General features: G+C 50.1%; 23 protein-coding genes. 5 read left to right on the forward strand and 18 right to left on the reverse strand.

Going from position 1 to position 24,709, the window contains the following annotated elements:
* Window positions 1–59: 59 nt before the first annotated feature.
* Window positions 60–2,600, reverse strand: a complete 2,541-nt coding sequence (glgP, locus tag ACOBQJ_RS09280) for an alpha-glucan family phosphorylase (protein WP_421071475.1) — start codon at window positions 2,598–2,600, stop codon at window positions 60–62.
* Between the two features lie 289 nt (window positions 2,601–2,889).
* Between glgP and acs the strand changes: the two genes are divergently transcribed.
* From acs to ACOBQJ_RS09295, 3 genes are all read left to right on the forward strand, one after another.
* A complete protein-coding gene (gene acs / locus ACOBQJ_RS09285; RefSeq protein WP_421071476.1) occupies window positions 2,890–4,992 on the forward strand; it encodes an acetate--CoA ligase alpha subunit in 2,103 nt (700 codons plus the stop codon).
* 9 nt (window positions 4,993–5,001) lie between these two features.
* On the forward strand, window positions 5,002–6,060 hold the full coding sequence (locus ACOBQJ_RS09290) for a phosphotransacetylase family protein (RefSeq protein ID WP_421071477.1): 1,059 nt from the start codon (window positions 5,002–5,004) through the stop codon (window positions 6,058–6,060).
* Window positions 6,061–6,227: 167 nt separating this feature from the next.
* Complete coding sequence (locus ACOBQJ_RS09295) at window positions 6,228–6,875, forward strand: carboxypeptidase regulatory-like domain-containing protein (RefSeq protein WP_421071478.1); 648 nt, start codon at window positions 6,228–6,230, stop codon at window positions 6,873–6,875.
* Between the two features lie 87 nt (window positions 6,876–6,962).
* On the opposite strand, the gene ACOBQJ_RS09300 is transcribed toward ACOBQJ_RS09295, so the two are convergent.
* The 11 genes from ACOBQJ_RS09300 to ACOBQJ_RS09350 form a co-directional block, all read right to left on the reverse strand.
* Window positions 6,963–7,349 (reverse strand): NusG domain II-containing protein, encoded by a 387-nt coding sequence (locus ACOBQJ_RS09300; RefSeq protein ID WP_421071479.1) that lies wholly within the window; start codon window positions 7,347–7,349, stop codon window positions 6,963–6,965.
* Entirely contained in the window at window positions 7,339–7,869 is a 531-nt protein-coding gene (locus tag ACOBQJ_RS09305; protein ID WP_421071480.1) for a Gx transporter family protein, read from the reverse strand. Before ACOBQJ_RS09305 ends, ACOBQJ_RS09300 begins: the two co-directional genes overlap by 11 nt.
* Window positions 7,862–8,890 (reverse strand): FAD:protein FMN transferase, encoded by a 1,029-nt coding sequence (locus ACOBQJ_RS09310; RefSeq protein ID WP_421071481.1) that lies wholly within the window; start codon window positions 8,888–8,890, stop codon window positions 7,862–7,864. Before ACOBQJ_RS09310 ends, ACOBQJ_RS09305 begins: the two co-directional genes overlap by 8 nt.
* A gap of 126 nt (window positions 8,891–9,016) precedes the next feature.
* Window positions 9,017–9,160 (reverse strand): hypothetical protein, encoded by a 144-nt coding sequence (locus ACOBQJ_RS09315; RefSeq protein ID WP_421071482.1) that lies wholly within the window; start codon window positions 9,158–9,160, stop codon window positions 9,017–9,019.
* A 37-nt stretch (window positions 9,161–9,197) separates the two neighbouring features.
* Window positions 9,198–10,376: an FMN-binding protein gene (locus tag ACOBQJ_RS09320; protein WP_421071483.1), complete on the reverse strand. Its 1,179-nt coding sequence runs from the start codon at window positions 10,374–10,376 to the stop codon at window positions 9,198–9,200.
* Window positions 10,377–10,384: 8 nt separating this feature from the next.
* The gene (locus ACOBQJ_RS09325; protein ID WP_421071484.1) at window positions 10,385–11,122 is read right to left on the reverse strand and encodes a Crp/Fnr family transcriptional regulator; all 738 of its coding nucleotides are present in this window, start codon (window positions 11,120–11,122) and stop codon (window positions 10,385–10,387) included.
* A gap of 111 nt (window positions 11,123–11,233) precedes the next feature.
* The gene (locus ACOBQJ_RS09330) at window positions 11,234–12,553 is read right to left on the reverse strand and encodes a reductive dehalogenase (RefSeq protein ID WP_421071485.1); all 1,320 of its coding nucleotides are present in this window, start codon (window positions 12,551–12,553) and stop codon (window positions 11,234–11,236) included.
* A gap of 23 nt (window positions 12,554–12,576) precedes the next feature.
* Window positions 12,577–12,876, reverse strand: coding sequence for a hypothetical protein (locus ACOBQJ_RS09335; RefSeq protein WP_421071486.1), 300 nt, complete (start codon window positions 12,874–12,876; stop codon window positions 12,577–12,579).
* A 268-nt stretch (window positions 12,877–13,144) separates the two neighbouring features.
* Complete coding sequence (amrS, locus tag ACOBQJ_RS09340; RefSeq protein ID WP_421071487.1) at window positions 13,145–14,155, reverse strand: AmmeMemoRadiSam system radical SAM enzyme; 1,011 nt, start codon at window positions 14,153–14,155, stop codon at window positions 13,145–13,147.
* 304 nt (window positions 14,156–14,459) lie between these two features.
* Window positions 14,460–15,860: an AmmeMemoRadiSam system protein A gene (gene amrA / locus ACOBQJ_RS09345; protein WP_421071488.1), complete on the reverse strand. Its 1,401-nt coding sequence runs from the start codon at window positions 15,858–15,860 to the stop codon at window positions 14,460–14,462.
* A gap of 244 nt (window positions 15,861–16,104) precedes the next feature.
* The gene (locus tag ACOBQJ_RS09350; RefSeq protein WP_421071489.1) at window positions 16,105–16,797 is read right to left on the reverse strand and encodes a LysE family transporter; all 693 of its coding nucleotides are present in this window, start codon (window positions 16,795–16,797) and stop codon (window positions 16,105–16,107) included.
* 114 nt (window positions 16,798–16,911) lie between these two features.
* On the opposite strand from ACOBQJ_RS09350, the gene ACOBQJ_RS09355 reads away from it, so the two are divergent.
* Both ACOBQJ_RS09355 and ACOBQJ_RS09360 read left to right on the forward strand, forming a co-directional pair.
* On the forward strand, window positions 16,912–17,502 hold the full coding sequence (locus tag ACOBQJ_RS09355; protein WP_421071490.1) for a flagellar hook-length control protein FliK: 591 nt from the start codon (window positions 16,912–16,914) through the stop codon (window positions 17,500–17,502).
* A 9-nt stretch (window positions 17,503–17,511) separates the two neighbouring features.
* Window positions 17,512–17,778 (forward strand): EscU/YscU/HrcU family type III secretion system export apparatus switch protein, encoded by a 267-nt coding sequence (locus ACOBQJ_RS09360; RefSeq protein WP_421071491.1) that lies wholly within the window; start codon window positions 17,512–17,514, stop codon window positions 17,776–17,778.
* Between the two features lie 102 nt (window positions 17,779–17,880).
* Here the strand turns inward: ACOBQJ_RS09360 and ACOBQJ_RS09365 are convergent, their stop codons facing one another.
* From ACOBQJ_RS09365 to ACOBQJ_RS09390, 6 genes are all read right to left on the reverse strand, one after another.
* Window positions 17,881–19,626, reverse strand: coding sequence for a methyl-accepting chemotaxis protein (locus ACOBQJ_RS09365; RefSeq protein ID WP_421071492.1), 1,746 nt, complete (start codon window positions 19,624–19,626; stop codon window positions 17,881–17,883).
* Window positions 19,627–19,860: 234 nt separating this feature from the next.
* Complete coding sequence (locus ACOBQJ_RS09370; RefSeq protein ID WP_421071493.1) at window positions 19,861–20,565, reverse strand: ABC transporter ATP-binding protein; 705 nt, start codon at window positions 20,563–20,565, stop codon at window positions 19,861–19,863.
* Window positions 20,558–21,277: an ABC transporter ATP-binding protein gene (locus ACOBQJ_RS09375; RefSeq protein WP_421071494.1), complete on the reverse strand. Its 720-nt coding sequence runs from the start codon at window positions 21,275–21,277 to the stop codon at window positions 20,558–20,560. The genes ACOBQJ_RS09370 and ACOBQJ_RS09375 overlap by 8 nt, the downstream gene beginning before the upstream one ends.
* A complete protein-coding gene (locus tag ACOBQJ_RS09380; RefSeq protein ID WP_421071495.1) occupies window positions 21,278–22,231 on the reverse strand; it encodes a branched-chain amino acid ABC transporter permease in 954 nt (317 codons plus the stop codon).
* A 7-nt stretch (window positions 22,232–22,238) separates the two neighbouring features.
* Entirely contained in the window at window positions 22,239–23,126 is an 888-nt protein-coding gene (locus tag ACOBQJ_RS09385) for a branched-chain amino acid ABC transporter permease (RefSeq protein WP_421071496.1), read from the reverse strand.
* 108 nt (window positions 23,127–23,234) lie between these two features.
* On the reverse strand, window positions 23,235–24,455 hold the full coding sequence (locus tag ACOBQJ_RS09390; protein WP_421071497.1) for an ABC transporter substrate-binding protein: 1,221 nt from the start codon (window positions 24,453–24,455) through the stop codon (window positions 23,235–23,237).
* Window positions 24,456–24,709 lie beyond the last annotated feature (254 nt).

A 24,709-nucleotide genomic window follows, 5' to 3' on the forward strand; every position in this document is an offset into this window, starting at 1 on the left:
TCAAGGGGACGGTTCTTCTGACACGATCGTGTCAGAAGAACCGTCCCCTTGACACGTTTTTAGAAGACGGGGGCCCAGGTGACCAGGGGCAGCTCGGTATGGGGGAAGTCCCTGCTGTCCGGCCTCACGCGCACTGTGTACCCGTAGGAACCCTGGGGCAGGGTCAGGCTGCCGTTGTAACGGTAGATGTTTTCTGCAATTTCCCCTTCCAGGGCCATCGGCACAACATTAATATTTCTCAGCTCGCCTTCCACTGCCTCGCCGTAAACAATCTCCAGGATGACGCTCCTGGTGTAGATCAAGCCCAGGTTGACCACAGCTGTTATCTTTATCTCCTCGCCGGCGAGCATTTTAGTCCTGCCGCTTGATTCAACCGAAACGAAAGACACCTGGTCCCAGTAATCAAGGATTAGCTTTTTGAAGTTGCCGGCGTGGTTGCCCAGGTAATTATCATTGGCGGCAAACATTTTACCCCTGTTGATCGCCGGTATGTAAAAGCGGTCGGTGTATTCCGCCACCATCCGCCCGGTATTAAAAACCGGGGCGATGGTCTTTATCGTTTCTTTCATCATGCGCACCCACTCCGGTGAGAAACCGTCTTCCCTGCGGTAATACATCGGTATGACTTTATCCTCCAGTACGCTGTAGAGGGAAAAACAATCGTCCTGGTCCTGGACCTCTTCATTAAGGTAAGTGCTGTCGGAACCGACAACGAAGCCGTTTTTGCCGTCATACGCTTCCGGCCACCACCCGTCCAGGGTGCTTACATTAATCAATCCATTCAAAGATGCTTTCAGGCCGCTGGTGCCGCTGGCTTCCATCGGCCGGCGCGGCGTGTTGAGCCATACATCCACCCCGTGCACCAGGTGGCGGGCCAGGTGGATGTCGTAGTTCTCCAGCAGCACTATCCTGCCCCTGAACCCCGGCTTATGCGAATAATCATATATTTTTTTAATTAATTCCTGCCCCAGTGTGTCGGCCGGGTGTGCTTTTCCCGCAAAAACAAACCGCACCGGGCGCTCGTTGTTATTCAGCAGGCGTTCCAGCCTCTCCGGGGTGCGAAAAAGGAGGGCCGCCCTCTTGTAGGTGGCAAAGCGGCGGGCAAAACCGATGGTAAGGATATCAGGGTCCAGGTATTCGTCTATTTCAAGTATGTTCTGGACCGGCTCGCGGTTTCGCCTGCGCTGCTGCTTCAGGTTCAGCCGGGCAAAGGAGATCATCTTTTCCTTCAGCTGCCGGTGCACTCTCCACAGTTCCTGATCAGGTATTTGGTCCACTTTCTCCCACATTTCACCCTCGGCGATACGCTCAAACCACTTTTTACCAATATAGCGGGCGAGTAGTTCCTTCAGTTCAACGGCCAGCCAGGTCTCCACATGGACGCCGTTGGTGACAGAGGTAACCGGTATCTCCTCAGGGTGGAGGCTGCTGTACTCGGACTGGAACATCCTTCTGCTAACCTTTCCGTGCAGCCGGCTGACGCCGTTGGCAAGAAAAGCGTGGCGGAGCGCCAGCAGGGTCATGTTGAAGCTGTTTCGGTCCACGTCCCAGGCCAGGTCTTCCAGCGACTTAATGTTAATGCCCATTTCGCTGACTATCTGGTTAAAATACTTTATGATTAATTCTTCGGTGAACAGGTCGTGCCCGGCCGGTACGGGAGTATGAGTGGTAAAAATGGTTGAGGCGCGTACAACCTCCCTGGCCGTTTCAAAAGAAACCATGTAGCGCATCAGCTCCCTGATCCGCTCAATAATCAAAAAGGCGGCGTGCCCCTCGTTGATGTGCCAGGCGCCCGGGTTTATCTTCATCGCCCTTAGAGCCCTTACTCCCCCCACACCCAGCACTATTTCCTGGGAAAGGCGGTACTCCCTGTCGCCGCCGTACAACTGCCCGGTCAGGTTGCGGTCCTGTGGCGCGTTCTTGGATGTATCCGTGTCAAGCAGGTAGACAGTAATCCTCCCCACTTTTACCTTCCAGACCTGGACAAATACTGTCCTCCCGTCCAGTTCCACCGTCACGTCCAGCTGGCTGCCGTCGGAGTTGTTCACAGGCGTTATCGGCAGTTCATAAAAATTGAGGTGCGGGTACTCGGCCTCCTGCTTCCCCGCGCTGTTTATCCGCTGGTGAAAATAGCCCTGTTTATAGAGCAGGCCGACGCCAATAAACGGAAGCCCCAGGTCGCTGGCTGACTTGCAGTGGTCACCTGCCAGCAGGCCCAGGCCCCCGGAGTAAATGGGGTGTGATTCATGCAGGCCGAACTCGGCGGAAAAGTAAGCTATAAGGTCCCCTTTATGCTCAGGATATTTTTTAGCAAACCAGGTTTCCTGGCTCATATAACGGTCATAGAGATCAAAAACCCGCTTGTAAAGAGCAAGGTAATCCTCATCCTGTGCCGCTCTCTCCAGGTCTTCCTTCCGGACACGCATAAGAAATTTTACCGGGTTGTGCTCGACTTCCCGCCAGAGTTCAGGGTTGATTGACCTGAAGAACTCGATGCCGGCCGGGTTCCAGCTGAACCAGAAATCATAAGCAATGTCTCTCAGCCGGTTGATAAGTTCCGGCAGCTCAGGTGTTACCGATACTATGCGGTAAGGAAACATATGGCGCCCTCCAGGATTTTTTGGGAAACTTCTACCTGTTTGGAGTTAAATCCTTTTAATAACGTAAATCCATAGCTAAAAAAATCTGCTTTAAAAGTGATTTATCTTATATTATGAATTCTATCGGTGGCCGGGACTAAAACCTTTAACCCAAATCAGCCCGGGGCAGGCGGCATGGAGCTTTATAAATTAAAAAAAACTGCAGGAATTTTGGCTTTATATCCGAAGTAATTAATCAGTTTCATAAACACCGTGACATAAGGAATCTGCAAGAGGTGAAACTTATTTAATGGATGCTGTAAACAGTTTTACAAACCCAAAATCCCTCGCTGTTATCGGCGCCTCCAACACACCCGGAAAAATCGGCAACGCAATTGTTATAAACCTGATTAAGAGCGGCTACAAGGGAAAAATCTACCCAATCAACCCCAAAGAAAAAGAAATATCAGGGCTCCCGTGTTATGCCTCCCTGTCAGACGTGCCGGGAGACGTAGAAATGGCCATCTTCTGCATCCCCGCCCGCAAAGCCATGGAAACGGCAGAGGAGTGCGGCAAAAAAGGCATTAAAAACCTGGTGGTCATTACGGCCGGGTTTAAAGAGATCGGCCGCTCCGGCGCCGAGCTTGAAAAAGAATTCATGGCGGTCTGCAGCCAATACGGCATGCGCGTGCTGGGTCCGAACGTGGTCGGTTTTATTGATACCCATACTCCCATTAACGCCACTTTTTTAAAAGGATTCCCACCCAAAGGAGAAATCGCCTTCATTTCCCAGAGCGGCGCCATCCTCGCCTCCATTCTGGACTGGAGCCAATCGGCCGGGATCGGCTACAGCAAAATATACAGCCTGGGCAATAAGGCCGACCTGAGCGAGGTTGACTTTATCGCCGAAGCCGCTGACGACCCCAACACAAAAGTAATCCTCTGTTATATTGAAGATGTGTCGCATGGCCCCGAGTTTTTAAAAGTAGTGGGCGAAGCGACCCGCAAAAAACCGGTCATAATCTTGAAATCAGGCACAAGCCAGTCCGGTGCACTGGCGGCCTCGTCCCATACCGGCGCCCTGGCTGGCAGCGAGCTTGCTTACAACACTGCTTTTAAAAGATGCGGCGTCCTGCGGGTATCCAGCATGTCCGAGCTTTTTGACCTGGCCATATCGTTTGTCAACCAGCCGGTGCCGCAAGGAGACCGGGTGGCCATTGTCACCAACTCAGGCGGGCCGGGCATTATAGCAACCGACAAGGTTGAGGCGCACGGCCTGCAGATGGCCCGCTTTGACAGGGATACTATTGAGGAACTGCGTTCATACCTGCCTGCCGAGGCCGGCATATACAACCCGGTGGATGTTTTGGGCGACGCGAAAGCAGACCGCTTCAGGTTTGCCTTGGAAAAGGTCTTTAAAGATGAAAACGTGGACAGCGTTGTACTGCTGCTGTGTCCCGTGGCGGTAACAGAACCTCTCGACACGGCGCGGGCTTTGGTTGACTTCAGCCGGCTCTATCCGGAAAAGACCGTTGTGTCTGCCTACATGGGCGGCAAATCCCTCGCGGAAGGGGCGGCCCTCCTTTCCGGCAGCGGCATCCCCTGTTTTTCCATGCCGGAGCCCGCTGTCGCGGTAATCGCAGGGATGACCTCATACCGGAAGATGAAAGAGCGAGCGGGCGCTGAAGGCAGGAAAACAGACATAAAGCCGGATTTAAAGACTGTTAAGGCAGTTTTCTATGATGTCAAAAGAGATAACCGGCTGGCCCTGCTGGGCAGCGAGGCCGCCGAGGTTATCGAGGCTTACGGCATAGCGGCGGCCCCGACCATACTGTCCCAAAACCCCGATGAGGCGGCGGAGATAGCGGACCAGCTGGGCTACCCGGTTGTCCTGAAAATAGCCTCCCCGAAAATTATGCACAAAACCGATGTCGGCGGCGTGATAAGCGGGATCCAGTCAGCGGAAGAAGTTAAAAACGCGTACGTGAACATAATTGAAAACGTGCACCGGTATTTGCCAAAGGTCGTGCCATACGGGATTGAGATTCAAAAGATGGTGCCGAAAGGAATTGAGCTGATCGTGGGCATGACCAGGGATGTCCAGTTCGGGCCCTTAATCGGCTTCGGCCTGGGAGGAATTTTTGTCAACCTGATCAAAGACGTTTCCTTCAGGCTGGCCCAGGGCCTGACCAGCGCGGAAATTACCGAAATGATCGCGGAAACCAAGGCGTATTCCCTGATGAAAGGCTATCGGGGAGACAGCCCCGTAGATATTTTAGCCGTCAGTGAAGCAATCAGGCGCCTGGCCGTATTGGCCACTGACTTTCCGGAAATAACTGAGATTGATATCAATCCGGTTTTTGCTTATGAGGACGGAATTGCGGCCCTCGATGTTAAAATAACCCTTTCGTGAGGTGATAACATGAAAAATCTTTATATCACAGGTGTCGCGGGATGCGGCAAGACAGCAATTGCCCTGGGCATAGCCCTGAAACTTAAGAAAGAAGGCATTAAGGCCACCTACTTTAAACCGGTGGGGAGCCGTCCCAAGCTTGCCGGCGGTGAAGACAACGATGCCATACTGATGCACGAGGCCCTTCACATGAAGACAGACGTTAAACAGATAGCCCCCTTTACGGCGGGAACGTCCTACCTTTCGGGGCTGAAGAACCCGGAGACGGCAATGGCCAGCATCAAAGAAGCATACCAGGCGATCTCCGCGGAGGCGGACCTGATTATAATTGACGGGGCCACCTTCCCCTATGTGGGCGCCGCCTACGGGCTTGACGTGATCACCCTGGCTCCCCAGCTCAACGCTTCCGTTTTGAATGTTATCAAAATGGAAAATGATTTGAGCGCGGACCAGGCGATTTTCTTCAACAACTGCTGCAAAGCAGGCGGGCTGGCGGTTACCGGCCATATCTTCAACAATGTCCCGCGGCAGCTGCTCGCCAAAACGGAAGGGGTTTTCAAGCCGATCCTCGAAAAAATGGGCTGCGCCACCCTCGGCATTATACCCATGCGGCCTGAAATAGCCTCGCCTACTGTCTCCGAGTATTATGAGGCCCTGGGCGGCGAACTGCTGGTAGGAGAAGACAAGCTGGACCGGCTGGTGGAAGAAGTAATCGTGGGGGCTATGACCATGGAAAGCGCCCTTAAGTATATGCGCCGTTCTGCGAACAAGGCGGTGGTCATGGGAGGAGACAGGGCTGACATGGCCCTAGCTACCCTGGAGACCAGCACATCAGCCTTGATCCTGACAGGCGGCCTTTACCCCGATGTGAAGGTGATTTCCCGCGCCGCGGAAAAAGGCGTGCCCCTTATCCTGGTCCACTATGACACATACACGGCCATCGAAAAAATATCCGAGATTTCCAGGCGGATCAGCCCCGGTGACGCCACCGGCATCAAGATCGCTACGGAAAACATAGAACGGCACTGTGACTGGCAATCGATCATTAAATCACTTGAAGATAAATAATCAAGCGCATTCAGGGCCTGTCGTTATAATACGGCAGGCCCTTTTTTTTATTACGGCATTATTATGATTAAACGGCCGACAATAACCTTCCTAACTTTTTTATTTTAGCGGTAATATTTTAATTTTTTGGCTAAACTAAAACAGCATAAAAAAAGAGGGGGGTTTTGATGGCTGATCAGAGTCCTTCCAGCGATGTGCTTGAAAAGGATATCGACTGGTCCGGCACCATCGGTGTAACCGTGCCGGTTTCCGATGTGCAGGTATACCAGCGGGCTGAAAATATCGACCTGAAACTTATGGATAACGGCATTCTGAGAATACAGGCCGCGTTAAAACTTTTTGCCATGGTTTCAACCGGGTTGGATGAAAAACATATATTTAACCCGGCCAAGGTTTTTACGAATGATATTGAAATCAATTCTTTTATTCACCTGAACCCCATCATCAGCCGGGAAGATATATTATCGGTCGACACTGATCTGATTATAAAAAATTACGCTCTCCGTCCTGACAATATAATTATCAACGGGACGTTAAAACTGAAGATAAAATATATCATCCAGCTGGTCCTGGACGGCGTGGTGATCGACTTCAGCAGCAACAATTCAATCAACGGCGCCACTATTAATATAAAGGACATGGAAAGCGGCGAAATAAAAGCTACCGCGACCACCGGCAGCAACGGCAGGTACTTTTTCAACAGCCTGCCCCCCGGCATATACCTGGTTGAGGCTTTAACCGACTCACATAAGCCTGAGCAGAAAGTCAGCGTGATTAAGACCAGGGACACGGTCAATTTTGTCCTGCACCAGTAAAAAAACATTGCGGCAAAAACGGGTTAACATGTTTCGAGCAGGGATTATTTCTCAAACGGGATACAAACCTCCCGGGCATAGAAGTACTTACAGTATATTTTCGTTAGATAATATACTGATTATCATCTTGTTGGGCATGCAGATGATACTCCGCCCCGGTTTAGATATCGGTCCCATTCTACTGCATATTCCCAGGGGGCAAAGCTCTTTCGGCATCGGCGGCACGTTGACGCTCCCGTGATCTATAACCACAACGGCATTGCCTCCTGATTTTAACGGGACTTTTATCTCCTTCCTTTCTTCCTGCATTAACAGCCTTTCTCTTGTAAATAAATCCCCATCAACTCTAATTTCGACAAATAAGGGACCATCACCTATATAATTACTCCGGTATACAAATTTCCAGGTGGTGACTTCTGAGGCCAGTATCAGCACTAATGCTATGAGCAGGATGTGTTTTTTCTTAAGGGCCATGACTGCCACCCCAGTACATAAAGTCACCAATAGCTGTTCTAGATTTTTGGACCACAGTTCCGGTGATAAGCCCGGTCGGCAGGGCAAACAAAACCAAGTTTGGCGTATAGTACAGGATTGCGGCGCCGAAAAACATGTACGCCACAGCAAGCTGACAGAGATTATGTGTTATGGCGCCGGCAATTCCAACAAAACGCGCATCAGTTTTCTTATTTAAAAGCATAATTAATCCCATAAGGACCGTACTGCCGATCCCGCCGGAAATACTCATCCAAAAACCCATTGCCAGAAAGGTTCCTCCGAAAAAGGAACCCATAATCACCCGCAGCACGGTAACGATCAAAGCCGGGCGAAACCCCGCGCTGACAAGCAGCATCAGGGTTACAATGTTGGCTAAACCAAGCCTGGCGCCCGGTGGCCCCCATCCCACCAGGAAAAGGTTTTCCACCAAGTGCATCGTAAGGGCAAAACCTGTTAAAATACCATACGCTGAAATCTCTTTAGCGCTAAACTTAATCATTTTTTCGTTCGCCCCTCAGTTTAAAGCCTGGCACTTCGTCCATAAAATTTGACGTGGTAACGACCTTGCCGCTTTTTGTGACTATAAACCCTGACACGCCCTGTACAGACTCTAATAGGGCCATGCCTTTTTCTTCTCCAAGAACGTATGAAGCGGTAGACAGGGCGTCGGCTTTTAAGGGGTCGTCGGTTATAACCGTAACTGAAGCTATCTCACCGGCGGGTATACCTGTTGAGGGATTAATGATGTGGGAAAACTTTTCTCCGCCGATCTCCTTGAAGCGGTAATAACCACCCGCGGTATCAACGGCGCGGTCTATAATGTTAAAAACAGCTATAAACTGATTTTGGTCAAAAGGATCCTGGATAGCTATCTGCCATGGCTCGCCGTCCGGCTTGCTCCCAATTGCATATATATTCCCCCCCAGAGAGATAAGAGCGGAACGAACTCCCTTTTCACGTAACATTTCCGCGACACGGCGGTTGGCAAATCCCTTTGCCAATGAACCCAGGTCCAGGCTGGATCCTTTATAGGGCAGATAAACCACGCTTTTTTCTGTGTCCAGGACAATCTGCCGGTAGTTTACAAGTTTAAGCTTATTACCTATTTCCTCAGCACGGGGAATACCCGTGTTGTCAGTATCAGGGATATTCCAGAGGTCTACCAGCGGACCGATGGTAATATCCAGCGCCCCCCTGGTTATATCTCCGTAGTAAACTGCCTCCCTGATCAGATTTATGGTCGATTCGTCTACCTGTACCGGTTTTTCTCCAGCCATGGCATTAACACGGGATATGTCGCTGTCTTTACCGTAACGGCTAAACCGGGAGTCAAGGCTTTTTACTAATTTCAGAGCTTGTTCCGGCGCCTGGGGTTGGCTGTTATCATAGGTCTTAACATTAACAACAGTGTCCATCAAGAGAGCGGAAGACTGTTGGGCTTTCTGCTCTTCTTTGCCCGTACAGCCCGCCAGCAATAATAGCGAAAGCAGAACCAGTCCGAAAGTATAAGCTTTTCTCACTCCCTGCCCTCCTATCCAGATTTCACCGGGGGTATGCTTGCAATGAGGACTGAAGAAGACATGGCTTAAGAAAAAAGATAATCTATGCGTCCCTGCAGCCGGGTATAATAAAAAGCCAGCCATTTTTTAAAGGCTGAAGTCTTTCCAGTTTTGCCATAATATTAACGCTATGCCCAGTAATGTTATTACATAGAAAGTGTAAATAAAATATACTTCCCTTTTCTTTTCCAACTGTTTATTTGTTTCTGTTTGGTTTTTTTCTTCAGCCATCTTATCACCTTTTTAATATTAAACCGGCACCTTCTTTTTAATTGGTTAGCTCATGTGCATCTTCTTTTATAAGCTTATTCGGCCCGTTATTAACAAGTTTTTTTATAGTGCGGTTAATTTTAGCGCAAATGTCCAGGGCTGCTCCGACCGGGCAAAAATAGCCGCACCAGAAACGGAACTTAAAAATAGCCGCCACTAAAACAGCTGACAAAAGCAGCCAGTCCAGGCCTGTACCAGTAAATCCGAAAATCGTGCCGAATGGTTCATAGCTGCCAAGGGCGGGGTTGCGGTAAATAAAGACCAAAAACAGCCCGAACCACAGCAAAATATTGCGCGTTGAGCGTAATTTGTTTTCCGCGCCAGCCGCGCCGCACCTTACACCGCTTATCCGGTTGGCCAGTTCCTGTACGCCTAAAAACGGGCACAGCCAGGCGCAATAGATATTGCGCCCTGAGAACACAGCCATTCCCACACCGCCGAAAAGAACCACATACCATAAGAGGTTCTGGTGGTATGAAGGGAAGTAACCCAGTGAAGCTCCTGAAATATACGATAACGAGATTGGCCTGTTCAGCCAGAAACCTAGTATGACGATACTGGCCCAAACCACGTAATTCCGGAAGTTCGGTTTTTTCCAAACTAAAGCAAATATTATGGTAAAAAGATACAAAAGTATCACTGCTATTTCCGGCAGGCCTATCTGCCAGTTTTCCTGCTTTTCTGTGATGCTCAGGTTAAGCTGACGGCGTCCCACGTCATGGCCGGCTTTGCGGACTGCCTCCGTGATAGCCCCGGACGAAATAGTCGCCCCCGAAACACCATCTAAATCCTCTCCCAGTTCAAATGCGGATCCCACAGACTTTTCTTTAATCTTTTCCAGGAACTTGTGGCGCATTACCATGCTCAAGTAGGCCGGTGTTTCCTTGTTGTCAACTATTATCGTTTCTAATATCTTTCCCTTTGGGTCCACGGCGACAGCCACTTTTAGAGGCCCACCGTAACCATTCGCCTCTCCGAAAACGACATAGCCGGCAACCTGGCCGTCCGTGTCAATGGCCTTAAATGTCGGAGGGCTGCCGCTGACTTTATCAAAGTTCGCGGCCAGGGGCATTGCCTGTTTCAGATATGGCGTCACCTCTGCTTCAGTTTTGCTATCTGAGTAGAACCAGGCCGCTATTAAAAGTGCCACCGAAAATACAATCACTATTCTTTTCATAAGGCGGCTCATGCTCTTCCAGTAATAAGCGAGTCTTCATTCTTGCCACTATAACAACCCGTTTTAGTATTCATCCGTTTTGCCAGTAATAAGTCGGAGTGGATGTATGCCCGGTTGCCGACCTTTTTGTAAATACCTTTTTTCTTCCAATGATTAATAATCCTGCATACTGTTACCCTGTTGACACCAATCATTTCACCGATTTGTTCCTGGGTCAGATTCAATGAAAGCGCATACCAGTCATAACTTTTTGTGACATTTTGTTCTTTCAGAAGTGAACTAAAAAAGCTTAACAGCCTTTCCCCGGGTGACATAAAAGAAACAACAGTAAAGCCTGATAAAATGATTTTAATTTTATAGGTTAAATTACGGATAAGATCGATACTTAAATTCGGGTCCTCATATATCGCCCTGGTTACTTCATCCATGGACAAAGAGTAGATTTCACTATCATCCAGGGTTAAAACTGATAAACATATCGGCTCCTGTAAAAAGATAGGCCCCGCTCCAAAAATACGCCCTGGCAGCAACAGGCTTACAGCCCTTGAACTGCCGCTTTCATAACCGATGGTATAAGTGGCCATCCCTTTATTTACGTAATACATACAATTTAAAGTATCGCCTTCGCTGATAACAACCGAGCCTTTTTTATAAAAAGCCGGTTTACCCCTTTTTTTAATCAATTCGCCCCATTTGTAATGAGCCGGCGGCTCAATCCAGGGTGCTGGTGAAGATCTTTTATGCATACCGTTACACCTCCGAATATGGTGACGTCTCGTTAGTATTTACTTGTTCCAAAGGGCCGCCGCGGGGCGGCCCTTTAAATAACACTTCGGGTCTGGCGCAATAAATCCCTTCTATTTGTAAAGCTCAGGCCATTCCAGCCACCAGCGGTATTCCTGGACGACTTCCGTACCGTACCCGAACATGTCGTCGACATCCTTCAGCAGCTTGGCCGCCGTGCCGCTCCTTGAGGCTGCCCACGTCCCAACGCTGTGGACCCATGACTGTTCCTTGTCGTTCCACGGGCACACTTTCATGCAGCGACCACATGAAGATCCCTCACTATTCGTTGTGCGAAAAACTGTGCACTTGGGCATATCATTTACCCATTTGTAATAACCGTTAAATTCTTTCTGGTCGCGGTCTAAGCTGATAGCTCCCGCAGGACAATTTTCCGCGCACTTCAAGCATTTTGAACAAAAGTCCACCAGCCCAAAATCGATCGGCTTGTCCGGCAATAGCGGCAAGTCTGTGGTTACAGCCGCAGCCTTATGCCGGAATCCCAAACGCGGGTGCAGGGCGCACTCGCCGGTCCTGCTCATCTCGCCCAAACCGGCAGCGATAAGCGCGGGGGGAAGGGTCATCTGGTAATTGGCGCAGTGCTGAGCCCTCGCGTTATAGCCGAGGTTCCGGATATATGCCGCCAGGGTGCAGGCGATAAGGCCTGAAAAAAGATACGCGTTCATGCTCATAGACCCGCTGATGCCGTCGTATCCCGTTGATCCCAGCATGGTGGTCAGGTTCTGATCAACCAGGATGCCTATTACATACGGGTAATGATGACTCTCGGGGACCGGCTTCAGATCGGTCAGTTTGGCTGTCCCCTCGTACAGAACTTTCGGCAGCGGGGGCGCGTTATGAGTGTAAAAGGCGTATTTGGGCATCACGCCGATGCCGACTTCGTCCGCATGAAGAAATAAAGCTGTTTCTTTAATGTGCTTTGACATCCGCTCCGGATCCGGTATGGGAAGCTTGTTAGGTGAAGGCACACCGTGCACGGCGTCCTCAGTCGCCAAGAACTTGCGCATGGAGCTGATAGCGCCGCCCAAAGGGTGTTTGGGAATAAAGGTGCCCACTCCTTTCTTGGCCTCCGCGCCATAAAATCCCTGGGCCGCCTGGTAAAAACCAATCTCCAGCTCACTTCTTTGTTTAATCGGCCCAACAATTTTGGATGTCCCCAGCCAGTTGTCGTTAACTTCGCGCAGATTAACCGAGGCTCCGTTCAATCCGGCCTTGTTTAAAACTGTACCGGTTGCGGCCTCCGCAACATAATTCTTGTTCATTACGCTGAACAGCCCGGCCATGGTAGCGAGGCCGGTCCCTGCTTTAATAAAGTTACGCCTGGTAACCCTGAATTTAGTATACTGTTCGTCCTTTTGTTTGTCAGTTAGCATTATTTACCTCCTTCCCCACACGTTCAACTGTTGTTTAGCCCCTTCGACGGATTTAAGACTCCTATCAGCCTTGCTAATAAAACCCCCGCTATGATCGTAACAATAAAAAAGATAAAGGCCCCTGTACTGGCAGCTTTAGCGTGTTTACCGGCGGCGTTAATAGACACAAAGGAAATCCCTGCAACGGTCCAGAGATACCATACCGCGATTGAAGCCCAGACATACCACTTTAGCCGTATATCCCGCATGCGTAAAAATCCCAGCAGCCAGACTACCCCGATAACTGCGATGACACCCAGTAAGAAAGATAGAAACGAATACATTTTTTTGCACCCCCCTTCGTTTTTACTGAAATCTAAATTAACGTAATATTTTCTGCTTTATCCTAGTAGTACCACAACCCGGATTTTCTGTCTGTATACAGAGTTACAATCTGTCTATATATTTAATTACACAACTGCTCAATGTTTTACGGCAGTTGAAACCCATACGCAAAATGCTGCAGGGGACGCTTCTCCTGCAGCATTTTTCATCAGAGTAAAAATTGAAGTAATTTAAGGCCCCCCCAAGGAGAGCCTTTATTTGACACGTTTATTCATAAATTTTCCCGACAAACTTTATTTCCTCGCCGCAATTGCTGCATTTCCTGCCGGACAGGCCCACGCCGCGGGCGGAGTGACCGATCCTGCTGATTACCTCGTCACCGCACCGGGGACAAAAAGTGTCGTTAGTCCCCGGGATCTGCGCGTTTCCGATATAAACATAGCGAAGTTTTTTAGCCGCGATTTCCCTGGCCTGCACCAGCTTTTCCAGCGGGGTTGCCGGCAGGTCCATCTTATACATGGGGAAGTAGCGGGAAAAATGCAGGGGAATGTCCCGGTCCAGGGAAGCAATCCAGTCGGCCAGGCGCTCGATCTCCTCCTCTGCGTCGTTCAACCCGGGAATGAGCAGGGTGGTCAGCTCGACATGGCATTCACGCCGTGCCGTTTCCACGGTCTTCAGGACAGGCTGCAGGCCGCCTTTGCAGTACTTCTTGTAATAGTCCTCCGTAAAGCCCTTGACGTCAATATTCATGGCGTCGATGAAAGGGAGGATTTCCCGCAGGGGATCCTCGTTGACCGAGCCGTTTGTCACAAGCACATTTTTCAGGCCGGCTTCTTTAGCCAGCACGGCTGTTTCAAAAACAAATTCATACCACACAAATGGTTCATTGTATGTATAGGCCAAGCCGATATTCGGGTAGCCCATGCCGGCATAGTCCATGGCCATCTCCACCAGGCCCGCCGGGGTGATATCGTTAGTGGGCGGGTCGCCGTGGGCTATGGACCAGTTCTGGCAGAACTGGCATTGAAAATTACAGCCGACTGTGCCTGCCGAAAGGATATAAGAGCCGGGATAAAAATGGTACAGCGGTTTTTTTTCAATCGGGTCCATCCCGTAGGAAGTCACTTTGCCGTAGTTTGCGGCATAAAGGACGCCGCCGCGGTTTACCCTGGAACGGCAGATACCCGCTTTGCCCTCCTGAATTTTGCAGTAATGCGGGCACAGAGCGCAGGCGACCGCGTTTTTCTCCTTCTTCTTGTAATACAGAGCCTCGTGCACCGGCAACCCCTCCAAAAATATTTTTCACAGGATTAACAAGATTTTAAAGATTAACAGGATTAAAATTAAAATTTAGAATACTCTTTTTTAATACCCATTGATAATATTTAAATCTAAATTAATATTAAAATTATTTATCTTATAAATCCCTCTAATCCTGCTTAAATGCAATTTAATTACAATAGTTTGATATTATTCAATCTTGTAAATCCTGCTAATCTTGTTAATCATGTGAGATTATTATTTAAATATTATTTGAATATCCTGTAAATCTGTTTTTATCCTGTTAATCCTGTCAAATTGTTTACTTATATCTTACTACTTCAAACCTTTCCAGCTTTACCGGATCTTCCGGCCTGATCCCGGCCTTCTGGCGGGCTATCCGGACCTGTTCCTCCGCGCTGTCAATTCCCTCCAGGTTGGGCAGCAGCAGGCCGCTTCTCCAGCCGGACCGCACTATTACGCCGTACTTGAAGGGGTCGAGCTGGTGCAGGCTGGAGATAGGTTCGGGCGGCTGCAGCACATCTACGGAATAATCCAGGTTGTCCAGCTCATCCTTGCGTACAGGCTGAAAGCGCGGGTCGTTAATACCGGCGCTGATGGCGTTCGCCGAGACTTCCTCTGCAATACTGGATGTGACCGGTTCTATTGTTCCAATACAGCCCCGCAGGTTCCCGTGTTTTTTGATGGAAACAAACACTCCCGCGCTCTTCAGAAATTCCTCAGGCACATCGACCGGAGCGGGAGGCGGGGACCCGCTGACGTGGCTCTCCAGGGTATTGCGCGCCAGCCTGACCAGGTAGCTCTCCCCAGCCCGCTGCCTGGCCCTTTCAGCCTGCCCCTCGGAACGTATTTTCTGATACAAGGATTTTTCAGGATTTTCTCCTTCCGGTTCTAGAGAGGCCACCAGGTAGCCAACCCCGAAAGGCCCCTCGTATGAAAGGACCTCGGCTTTCACATCGTACCCGTCCAGGGCGCCGAGCATCATCACGATGGAGTGGTAGCCGCACTCTCCGGCCTGGGCAACCAACTCCGGGTCCATTTTGACTATGCCCTCCACGTCAGGCACGGCCAGCAGCCCGGCCAGCAAACTGTCAAAATCCTTTCCTCTCGGCAAATAGCCCCCGGGCGCGTCTTGGGTAAGGCCATGGGAAAGGTCCCCGCTTGCCAGCAGCGCCACCCTGCGCCCCATTTTCTCAGCCGCCCTGCGGACAGCGATGCCAAAGAGGTAGAGCTTCCGGGGCTGTCCCAGGGCCATTGACACATGCACCAGCGGCGTTTCTAGCTTGGCCTTGCGGAGAAAATACAGCGGCACAACCACCCCGTGGTCCAGGCGCAGGTTTATACCGTACTGCCTTTCCTCTTCTTCGGTCAGCAAAATGGCCGGCATGCCCAGGTCCGTGGCCTGCCTGCTTATTTCACGGGCCAGCGCCGGGTCGTTGTCAGCTAAATACCTGACATTGCCGGCCTGGAAATATCCCAGGTCGCCTTTTAACTGGGGGGACAGGTTTATGCCAACCACGTCCCGGAAGACCGGCGCGTGAGGCGATATGATTACAACAGTTTCGGCGCCGCTCTTTATAATCCGCCTGCCCAGTTCCAAGAGCGCTTCCTGGGTATCCGAAACCTCTGACGCTTCAGAGCCGCCGACCTCCGGCACGGCTATAGGGGGGTGCGGGCAAACACCGCAAAATACCACAGACATACTTTTTCCCTCCTGTATTTATATTAAAAAAATAAATATTTAAAAATTAATCACAAGATTTACAGGATTATCAGGATTTACAAGATTATATAAATTAATTTATAAAGTCTAATATAATATTTAAATTATTTATAGTAAATTGCATTGAAGATATTTTATTTGAATTAATCCTGTTAATCTTAAAAATCCTGTTAATCCTGTGAAATTCAATTCTTTACCCGTATTATTCCCCTTGTGCAATTCATCATGTAAATAAACCGTAATAAAGGAAATAAATACCCAGGCCTATAAGAAATATCCCGCAGGCTGTGATAATCCCGCCGTATATCCTGTCACTCAGGAATTTCCTGCCGCCGGCCACAGCCGCCGAAATCAGGCTGTACCAGACAAGGTCGGCCAGAATATGCCCGGTAAAAAAAGATGTAAGCCCCAGGGTCCCCTTTTGCAGGGACAAAGTGATGTAACCAAGGCCGACCGTAGCCCACCACAGGGTCCAGTACGGATTGGAAACACTGACGAGTATGCCGGCCAGTACCGGGTGCATGCGCTTTTGCGCGGCGGCATGCCCGGTACCGGGGCTAATCCCTCCGCTGTTACTGTGATTGACCTCCTGACCGGCTTGATCAGACATCTTGAGTGAGACCCTGCCTGCGGCTGCATCCCTGGCCATACCGGCGCCCATATAAAGCAAAAATGCTCCTCCCAGCACCGCTATGGTCTGCGATACCCGCGGCGTGGTTAATAAAACTGAAAGCCCGCCGGCCAGGGCCAGGATCAGGGCCAGCTCAAGGAACGCGTGCCCCAGCACGATTAAGGGCCCGGCCTTAAAGCCCCGCCGGGCGCTTTCTCCTATGGTAACGGTCAGCAGCGGGCCCGGCATCATCGCCCCTGAAAATCCCACAATAAAAGCCGTTGTAAAAATTGCAGATATTTCCAACTTATCACCGCCAATTTTTACTATTTTCTTTTTAACAGGGAAAATACCTGCCTTTTATGCAAAAATTCATTTTACCCTCTTTACAAATTCCTGGGAAAAGACGATAGTTTTAATATGAACATTAACGCTATATCATCATTATTATCGGAACTGACATATCAAAACAGCAACGTCTCAGCGCCCGCAACCAGGACGGAAGCGGTTTCCCAGGTACGCGACGCAACGGCCGCAATGAAGGAAACCCTTGAGGCAGAGGGTGTAAAGGCCTCGGCGCTGCAGACCGCGCCGGCAGAAACGCCGCAGCAAAAGGCCGAGCAGCCTTACTCAATCCCCCCGTTCATACCTCTGCCGCTGCGCACGGATTTATTTAAGGAAGCCCGTTTTTTTGCCAGGCTGGGCGAGGAAAAAACTGAAGGAGGCAGCCGGGAAGCGGAAGAATTTTTCATCTGCCTGATTACCGAAAACCTTGGCCGGATCTGGGTAGGCGTGGCCTGCCGCAGCGATTTCCTGTCCGTAAAATGTTTTACCGACCAGGAAGGCTCTAATAAAGTATTAAGACAGAATTTTCCTCCTCTAAGGGAAGAGCTGAAGACAATCGGTTTCAGCGAGGTGTCTTTGACCAGTCAGGCCAGGGCTGAGCTGGGCGCGGTGGTGGAGGGGCTCCTCCCCAAGTTTGAAGAACACCTCTTTGACCGGAAGATTTGAGGTAGAAATATGAGTGACCTGAGGAAGGAATTTGCCACTGCGCTGCGCTACGAACCGGGAAGTGACAACGCGCCGGTCGTCGTCGCCGCCGGCCAAGGCCTGCAGGCAAAGCGCATCAAAGAAATAGCGGAAAAGACAGGTGTGCCGCTGTACCAGGACCAGGCTCTGGCTAAAACTCTGTATGGCCTGGGTATCGGGGCCGAGATCCCGCCCCAGTTGTATGAAGCCGTGGCAAAGATCCTGGTATTCGTGGCGAAACTGGACAAGAAATCGTGATATGCTTTAAAAACTAATTTGGCCAACACAGTAATTTTATCAATATAATATAATTGAGCCGGGAATATGTTCCCGGCTCATTTCTCATCCTCACATCTCAATTTAGATCTTCAGGTTTGAAATTGCTTCCTGCATCTGGTTGACAACTTCGTCCAGTGTCTTCGCCGCGGAGGTGAATCCCTCGACCAGCGCTGTCTGTTCCCCGGTTGCTTTATTCACAGAATTGATCCCGTCAGTTACCTGCTGCGAGTAGCTTATAATTTCTTTTACCATCACGATCATATCTTTAAGGTCGGACAGAAGCGACTTCACGGACTGGGAAGCCTCGCTGGCCGCGCTGTACCCCTCGGAAACTATCTGCTGGTCCTCCTCCAGGCTGATTGAAGCCTGGCGGGCGTGCTGCAGCGCTTTTTCAAACAGGCTGTATATTCCTTTGGTAGCAGTGGCGGCGTCCTGCGAACGCTTCTGTATTTCAGCCGCCAGGGCGGTAAAGTTGCTCTCCTCTTTGGCGATTGTTTCAGCCGCCCCTGTGATCTCTTTCTGTGTCTTGGCCTTGCTGTTGTTCGCGATGAAGCTCTTCATTTCTGTAACTGCCTTCTGGGCCAAAAGGTTGGCCTGATCGGCGATCAGGGCGATGAACTGTATTATGTCACCTATCTTTTCCAGGTGCGACTCGAGTTCCTTGACCGACTCACTGGTGCGCAGCATAGCCACGCTGCTTGATTTCATCTGCTTCAAAAACTTCTCTGAAGTCTCCTCGGCGCGCGCCAGGCTCACAACAGTTTTTTCGGAAGCAATAATCACTGCTTCGGAGCTGGCCTCCATCTTGCTTACGGTTTCAGACAGCTGGCTCATTTTTACCACGGCGGCGTTGGAGGTGTCGGCGGCTTTCTTGACACTGACCTGGAGTTCGTTTGTATATTGTGCGACATTGGCCACCGAACGCCTGGTCCTCTCACCCAGCTCCCGCAGTTTATCCGCCATGTTGACAAACGACCTGATCAGGCTGCCAAGCTCGTCCTTGGACGACGTCTCCAGGTCTACAGCTGTAAAATCGCCCCTGGCTATACGGTCAGCCTCTATTTCGAGCTTCTTGACAGTGTCTGTAATCCGGTTCGAAATATATATGATTAAAATAATAAGGGCGATGGTGAGGACTGCGACTCCGCCCATAATCTGCCCCCTGGCCACAGCGATCTGCCGGTTCGTTTCTTCTATCGAGAAACCGACCCGGAACCCCCCCCAGTGGCGTCCGTCCACGTAGATCGGAGACGATATGTCCCACATGGTTTCGCCGGTGTCTCCCCTCTTGTATACCTGCAGGAGGTACGGCTCGGTGTTCTGCGAGGAGGCCAGGCCTACAGCGTCATTAAATATACGTTTGCTGCGGGCCGGGTTGTCGCCTATCCCACCGGGCTCAAAGACGCCGCTCTTGGGGTAAACATTATTATGGGTGGGGACGTAACCGTTTATGTCCTGTGATACCGCGTATATTACTACCTTGTCGTTCAGATAAGGGTCCTGCACCTTGCTTAAATTTGCGTCGGTGAAGGAGTCAAACAATGTATGGTATTTCTGGGGGCTTGTACTGGCAATCGGTATATAATTTGTGTCAAAAATCTGCTCCTGTGTCATAACCCCATGAGCAATGGCGTCAGACAGTATTTTCCCCGAGGCAGCGGCGCCGGTCTGGGCCAGGATGATGCCTCTTTCGAGCAGGGCGTTGCGCAGCGTGTTGGTCTGCCGGTACAGGTCATAGGCTAAAAATCCGATCAGCATGGGCAGTATAACGCTGATTATGATAATACTGTTTTTGAGTTTAAGGGATTTTACAGCAAATTGCTTCACCGGTAAACTCACCCCTTGAACACTTATTGATATTATAAATATTTACTAATTCGGCTTTTTCAGCATATATCCTGCTATTTACAGATAACACCGGGGTTATAATAAAAATATCACAGGACGCGGGCGTTAGCAAGGTGAAGCCTTAGGCGTATCAACCAAACTGATCTTACAACCTAAAACAACACGTGTTGGCAAGCGGCCCGCAGCCTGTGACCCCGTGTATTAATAAATCATTTATATGCCGAGGTACGCCTCTTTAATATGCTCGTCATTCAGGAGCTCCTGTCCGGTGCCCTGCAGGTAGATCTTGCCGTTTTCAAGGACGTAGGCGCGGTGGCACATCTTTAAGGTAGACACAACGTTCTGTTCAACCTGCAGCACTGTAACGCCCTCGCTGTTAATTTCCTTGATATTGTCGAATATTTGCGTTACCAGCACCGGGGCCAGGCCCAGGGAAGGTTCGTCCAGGATCAGGAGCTTGGGCAGCGCCATCAGCCCCCTGCCCAATGCAAGCATCTGCTGCTGGCCGCCGGAGAGCGTCCCGGCTTCTTTGTGCTGCTTTTCCTCCAGGATGGGGAAATGCTCAAAAACTTTTTTCATGGTCTCTTTCCTCTTGGACTTTGCCTCGGGAAAAAGGGACCCCATCTCCAGGTTCTCCCGCACAGTCATTTCAGGGAAAAGCCGCCTGCCCTCCGGCACATGGATGATACCCAGCTCCGCTATTTTATACCCCGGAAGGTCGGTTATATCTTTTCCCATAAATTCAATTTTGCCCTTTTTGATTTTCAGCATGCCGGAAATGGCGTTCAGAGTAGTGGTTTTACCGGCGCCGTTGGCGCCGAGGAGCGCCACAAACTCCCCCTGGTTTACCTCAAAAGAAATATCCCACAGCACCTGTATGTCTTTATAAGCCACATCTATATTTGTTACTTTAAGCATAGGCCTCTCCTAAATATGCTTTAATTACCTCAGGGTGGTTAGCCACTTCCTGCGGTTTGCCCATGGCTATCTCCTTCCCGAAATTGATCGCCAGGATCCGGTCGGAAATACCCATCATCACTTTCATGATGTGTTCAATAATAATAATGGTAACACCCGCGTCACGAATGCGCCTGATCAGCTCTATGGCCGCCTCGGACTCCTTGGGGTTGAGTCCCGCGCAGGTCTCGTCGAGCAGGAGCAGCTCAGGCTCTGTGGCCAGCGCCCTGGCTATTTCCAGCCGCTTGCGCAGGGGTATGGGCAGGCCTTTGGCTTCCCGGTGCTTATACTTGTCGAGGTTGCAGAAATTAATAATTTCTTCCGCTTTGTGCCTGGCCTTGCCGATGCTGCCAGTCCGCAAAAAAGCTCCCGCCATTACATTTTCCTGAACGGTCATGCGCCTTAAAGGCTTAACCACCTGAAACGTCCTGCCTATGCCTATCTTGCATATTTCATGGGCCGGCAGCGTGTCTATTCTCTTTTCATTGAAATAAATCTCGCCTGATGTGATCGGGAAGAAACGGCTCACCATATTAAACACGGTAGTTTTCCCGGAACCGTTCGGCCCGATGACACCAAAAATTTCCCCTTTTTCAACTTTAAAAGTTAAGTCATTCACAGCGGTAAGGCCGCCAAATTTCTTAGTTATGTTTTTAGCCTCAAAGATACTCATCTACACACCCCCGGCCACGCCAGCTTTTTTTCGCTGCGTTATACGTTTTAATATATCCAGCTCTCCCGCGATACCGTTGGGCAGGAACATGATAATAAGACAGACCAGCACGCCAAATACAAGCACGTTGGCAGGACCAAGGGTGGTGCGGAACAGTTCCCCCATGATAATGTAAAGTGCCGCTCCGATGGTCGGGCCCCAGGTCGTGGCCACACCGCCGAGCATAACCACCAGGATCACCATCACCGATATATTAGTCAGGTTGAACACGATGTTGGGGTCGATAAAGGCTACATAATTCATATAGAAGGCACCCGCCAGGCCGGTGAAAAAAGCACTCGGCAGCAGGGCCAGGTTTTTGTATAAAGTTGTGGGTATGCCCAGTGAGGTAGCCGCGTCCTGGTCCTCCCTGATGGAGACCAGGTAGTAACCGATTTTGGAATGCACAATCAAATAAGTCGCCAGCAGGGTTACTGCCAGCATGGCCAGCCCGGCGTAATAGTAAAACATTTTTGACGTGATCGCGGGCATGATTAGAATTCCCTTGGCCCCGTTTGTGAAATCTGTCATATTCAGAAATACCAGCCGGAATATTTCTCCCAGCGCCAGCATGGCCAGGGCAAAATACGGGCCCCTTAAACGGAAACAGATCGCGCCGATAGGCAGGGCCGCCACTGTAGCCACCACCGGGCCCAGGAGTATGCCCCACCAGGGAGAAAGGCCGTAGTGCAGGGTCAGAAGGCCTGCCGAGTAAGCGCCCAAACCGAAGAATGCGGCATGCCCGAACGAAACCTGGCCCGCGTAACCGCTGAGGAGGTTCCATGAGGTGCCGATGATCGCCCAGATTATGATTAAAATCATAATGTGCAGTTGGTACGGCGCTTTAATAAACAGGGGCACCAATACAGCAATAAGAGCAAAAGCAATTGTCATTAATATATTTTTGTTTAACATAATTTTCTCACCTCTTCACTAAACTCCTTATACCACCAGGCAGGAATAAAAGTACCAGTATGAATATCACTAATCCCACCACGTCTTTATAGCCCATGGAAATATAGGTGGCGCCCAGGGACTCCGAGAGCCCCAGGATAAGCCCGCCGATTGCGGCGCCCCAGGTACTGCCCAGACCTCCAAGGATGGTGATAATGAAGGATTTAGCTGTAAACAGGTGGCCGACATCCGGGAAAAGATAAAACAGCGGCAGCAGGAGCGACCCGCCGGCGGCGGCCAGGGCGGCGCCCAGGCCAAATGTAATCATGGTGATTTTTGAGGAGTTAATACCCATAAAAACAGCGGCGTCCCGGTCCTGGGAAGTCGCCCTGATTGACTTGCCCAGATCTGATTTGGTCAGAAAAAGGTGTAAAAGGAACGTAAAAGCCATGGCGATGATAAAACCGATTACCAGAGGCACACTTATCGACATATCGCCGATAAATACGGTGTTCGAGGAATAGCTGGTGGTGACCGAGCGGTAATCGGATTTAAAGAACAGGCGGATACCCTCGGTCAGGACCAGCATGATGCCGACTGTTAGCAGCACCTGGTTTTCCGGCAGGATGGAATCCACTTCAACCAACCGGTTAATCATATATTTTTGAATCAGGCAGCCCAGCAAAAACAAGACCGGCATGGCTATAAACATGCCAATATACGGGTCGATTCCGTAATTTGTGGAACAGATATAAGTTACATACATACCCACCATAACCAGCGCGCCGTGCGCCAGGTTAATAATCTTCATAACACCCATGATTAAGGTCATCCCGATGGCGATCAGCGAGTACATACCGCCAAGCAGCAAGCCGCATATTACTGTCTGGCCAAATTTAATCCATTGGTCTTCCAAAGTCTAACCCCACCCTCCGTTATGCAAAAAGCTAAAGCGTTTTTGGTACAAACGGAAGGAGCATAAGCTCCTTCCGTTCTGCCGTGTATTTAATTTAATATCAGACTGTTATCTCTCGTTCCATTTCGGGACAGGATAAACATAGCTGGCCGACTTGACGTCCTCCGGCCAAATAACTTCCAGCTTCCCTTTTGACCACTGGACAACATAGGTGTTTGGCTTGTTCTGGTTGGTGAAACCTTCCCAGTCTTCGAACTTGATCGGACCCATGATGGTCTTGATGTCAGTCTGTTTCAAAGCCTGCTGAATGCCTGTGTTGGTCAGGTCCTTAGCCCTGCCCAGGGCGTCGGCTATAACATACATCGTGGCATATGCCTGCGCGCCGTGGTAATCAGGCTCTTTCCCGTACTTCTGCTTGTATTTTTCAAAATATTCCTTCGCGCCCGGCCAGGCCACGTTCGGCACCCACAGGGTGGTGGAGGCGACAAAGTCCGAAGCGGCTCCGGCGTTTTGGTAGAACTCAGGCATGGTGTAGCCGGCTCCGTTGCCGACAAAAAGCTTGGTGTTGAAATCAAGCTCTTTCATCTGCTTCACGATCATGGAAGCGTCCATAACGTAGGAAGTCGCGAAAATCATATCCGGGTTGGTGCTTCTCAGGTTGGCCAGCATCGGCTTGAAGTCGATTGCGCCGTGCTCGTAAGCCTGGTCAAATACTATATTGATACCTCTTTTTTGGCATTCTTCCCTGAAGCCTTTGGAAGAAGATGTGCCAAAGTCTGTGTTTTCAAAAATAATGGCTACGTTTTGCGGTTTGACTACTTTCTCCAACATATCCCAGAAAGCGATGGTATACTTGCTGGCGGGAGCCGCGGTTCCCCTGAATACATAGCTCCAGCCCTGCTTGGTGATAGCGTCGGATGAACCGGTTACAATAAGAAACGGCGTGTTCAGTGACTGGGCCGAGCCGGCTATCACGTTGGTGCAGGCGCTGCTGTAGCCGCCGCTGAGCATGGTGACTTTATCCTGGTTGACCAGTTTTTCGGTGGCTGACTTGGCCACGTCCTGCTTACCCTGGTCGTCTTCGTACATAAGCTTGATTTCTTTTCCGCCTATAGTGGTTTTACCGGCGGCTTTCAGCTCTTCGTAAGCCATTTCAAAAGAGTTCTTTTCCATCTCGCCAAACATGGCCTCGCTGCCGGTCAGCGGCAGGATTACCCCGACCTTGACCGCGTCCGCGCTGCCGCCGCTGCCGCCGCCGCAACCGGTGGCAATCACCGCGACAAACGAAACAAGAAGTAATACAGTTAAGACCTTCCTGTACTTTTTCACTTAAATCCTCCTTATTAAATAAAATTCTAATGCAACCTAAAATTTTGCCAAAAGTCTAAACCCCACACCAGTTACTTCTCCAACTAAAACAGTAACAAGCAGTTTTTCTAGTAACTAAATGCTTCTACCACCTCCCGCTGAGATTCATATTAATATGAACTTTAATAATTCTTGATACGCAATGTTGGGTTCTTATATTTGTTTATATGATTTACCGTGTTTGAAGCATGTCAATTGTACTTATTTAAATACAT

It is taken from the genome of Pelotomaculum propionicicum, assembly GCF_048984525.1.
In the GTDB taxonomy this organism is placed as follows: domain Bacteria; phylum Bacillota; class Desulfotomaculia; order Desulfotomaculales; family Pelotomaculaceae; genus Syntrophopropionicum; species Syntrophopropionicum propionicicum_A.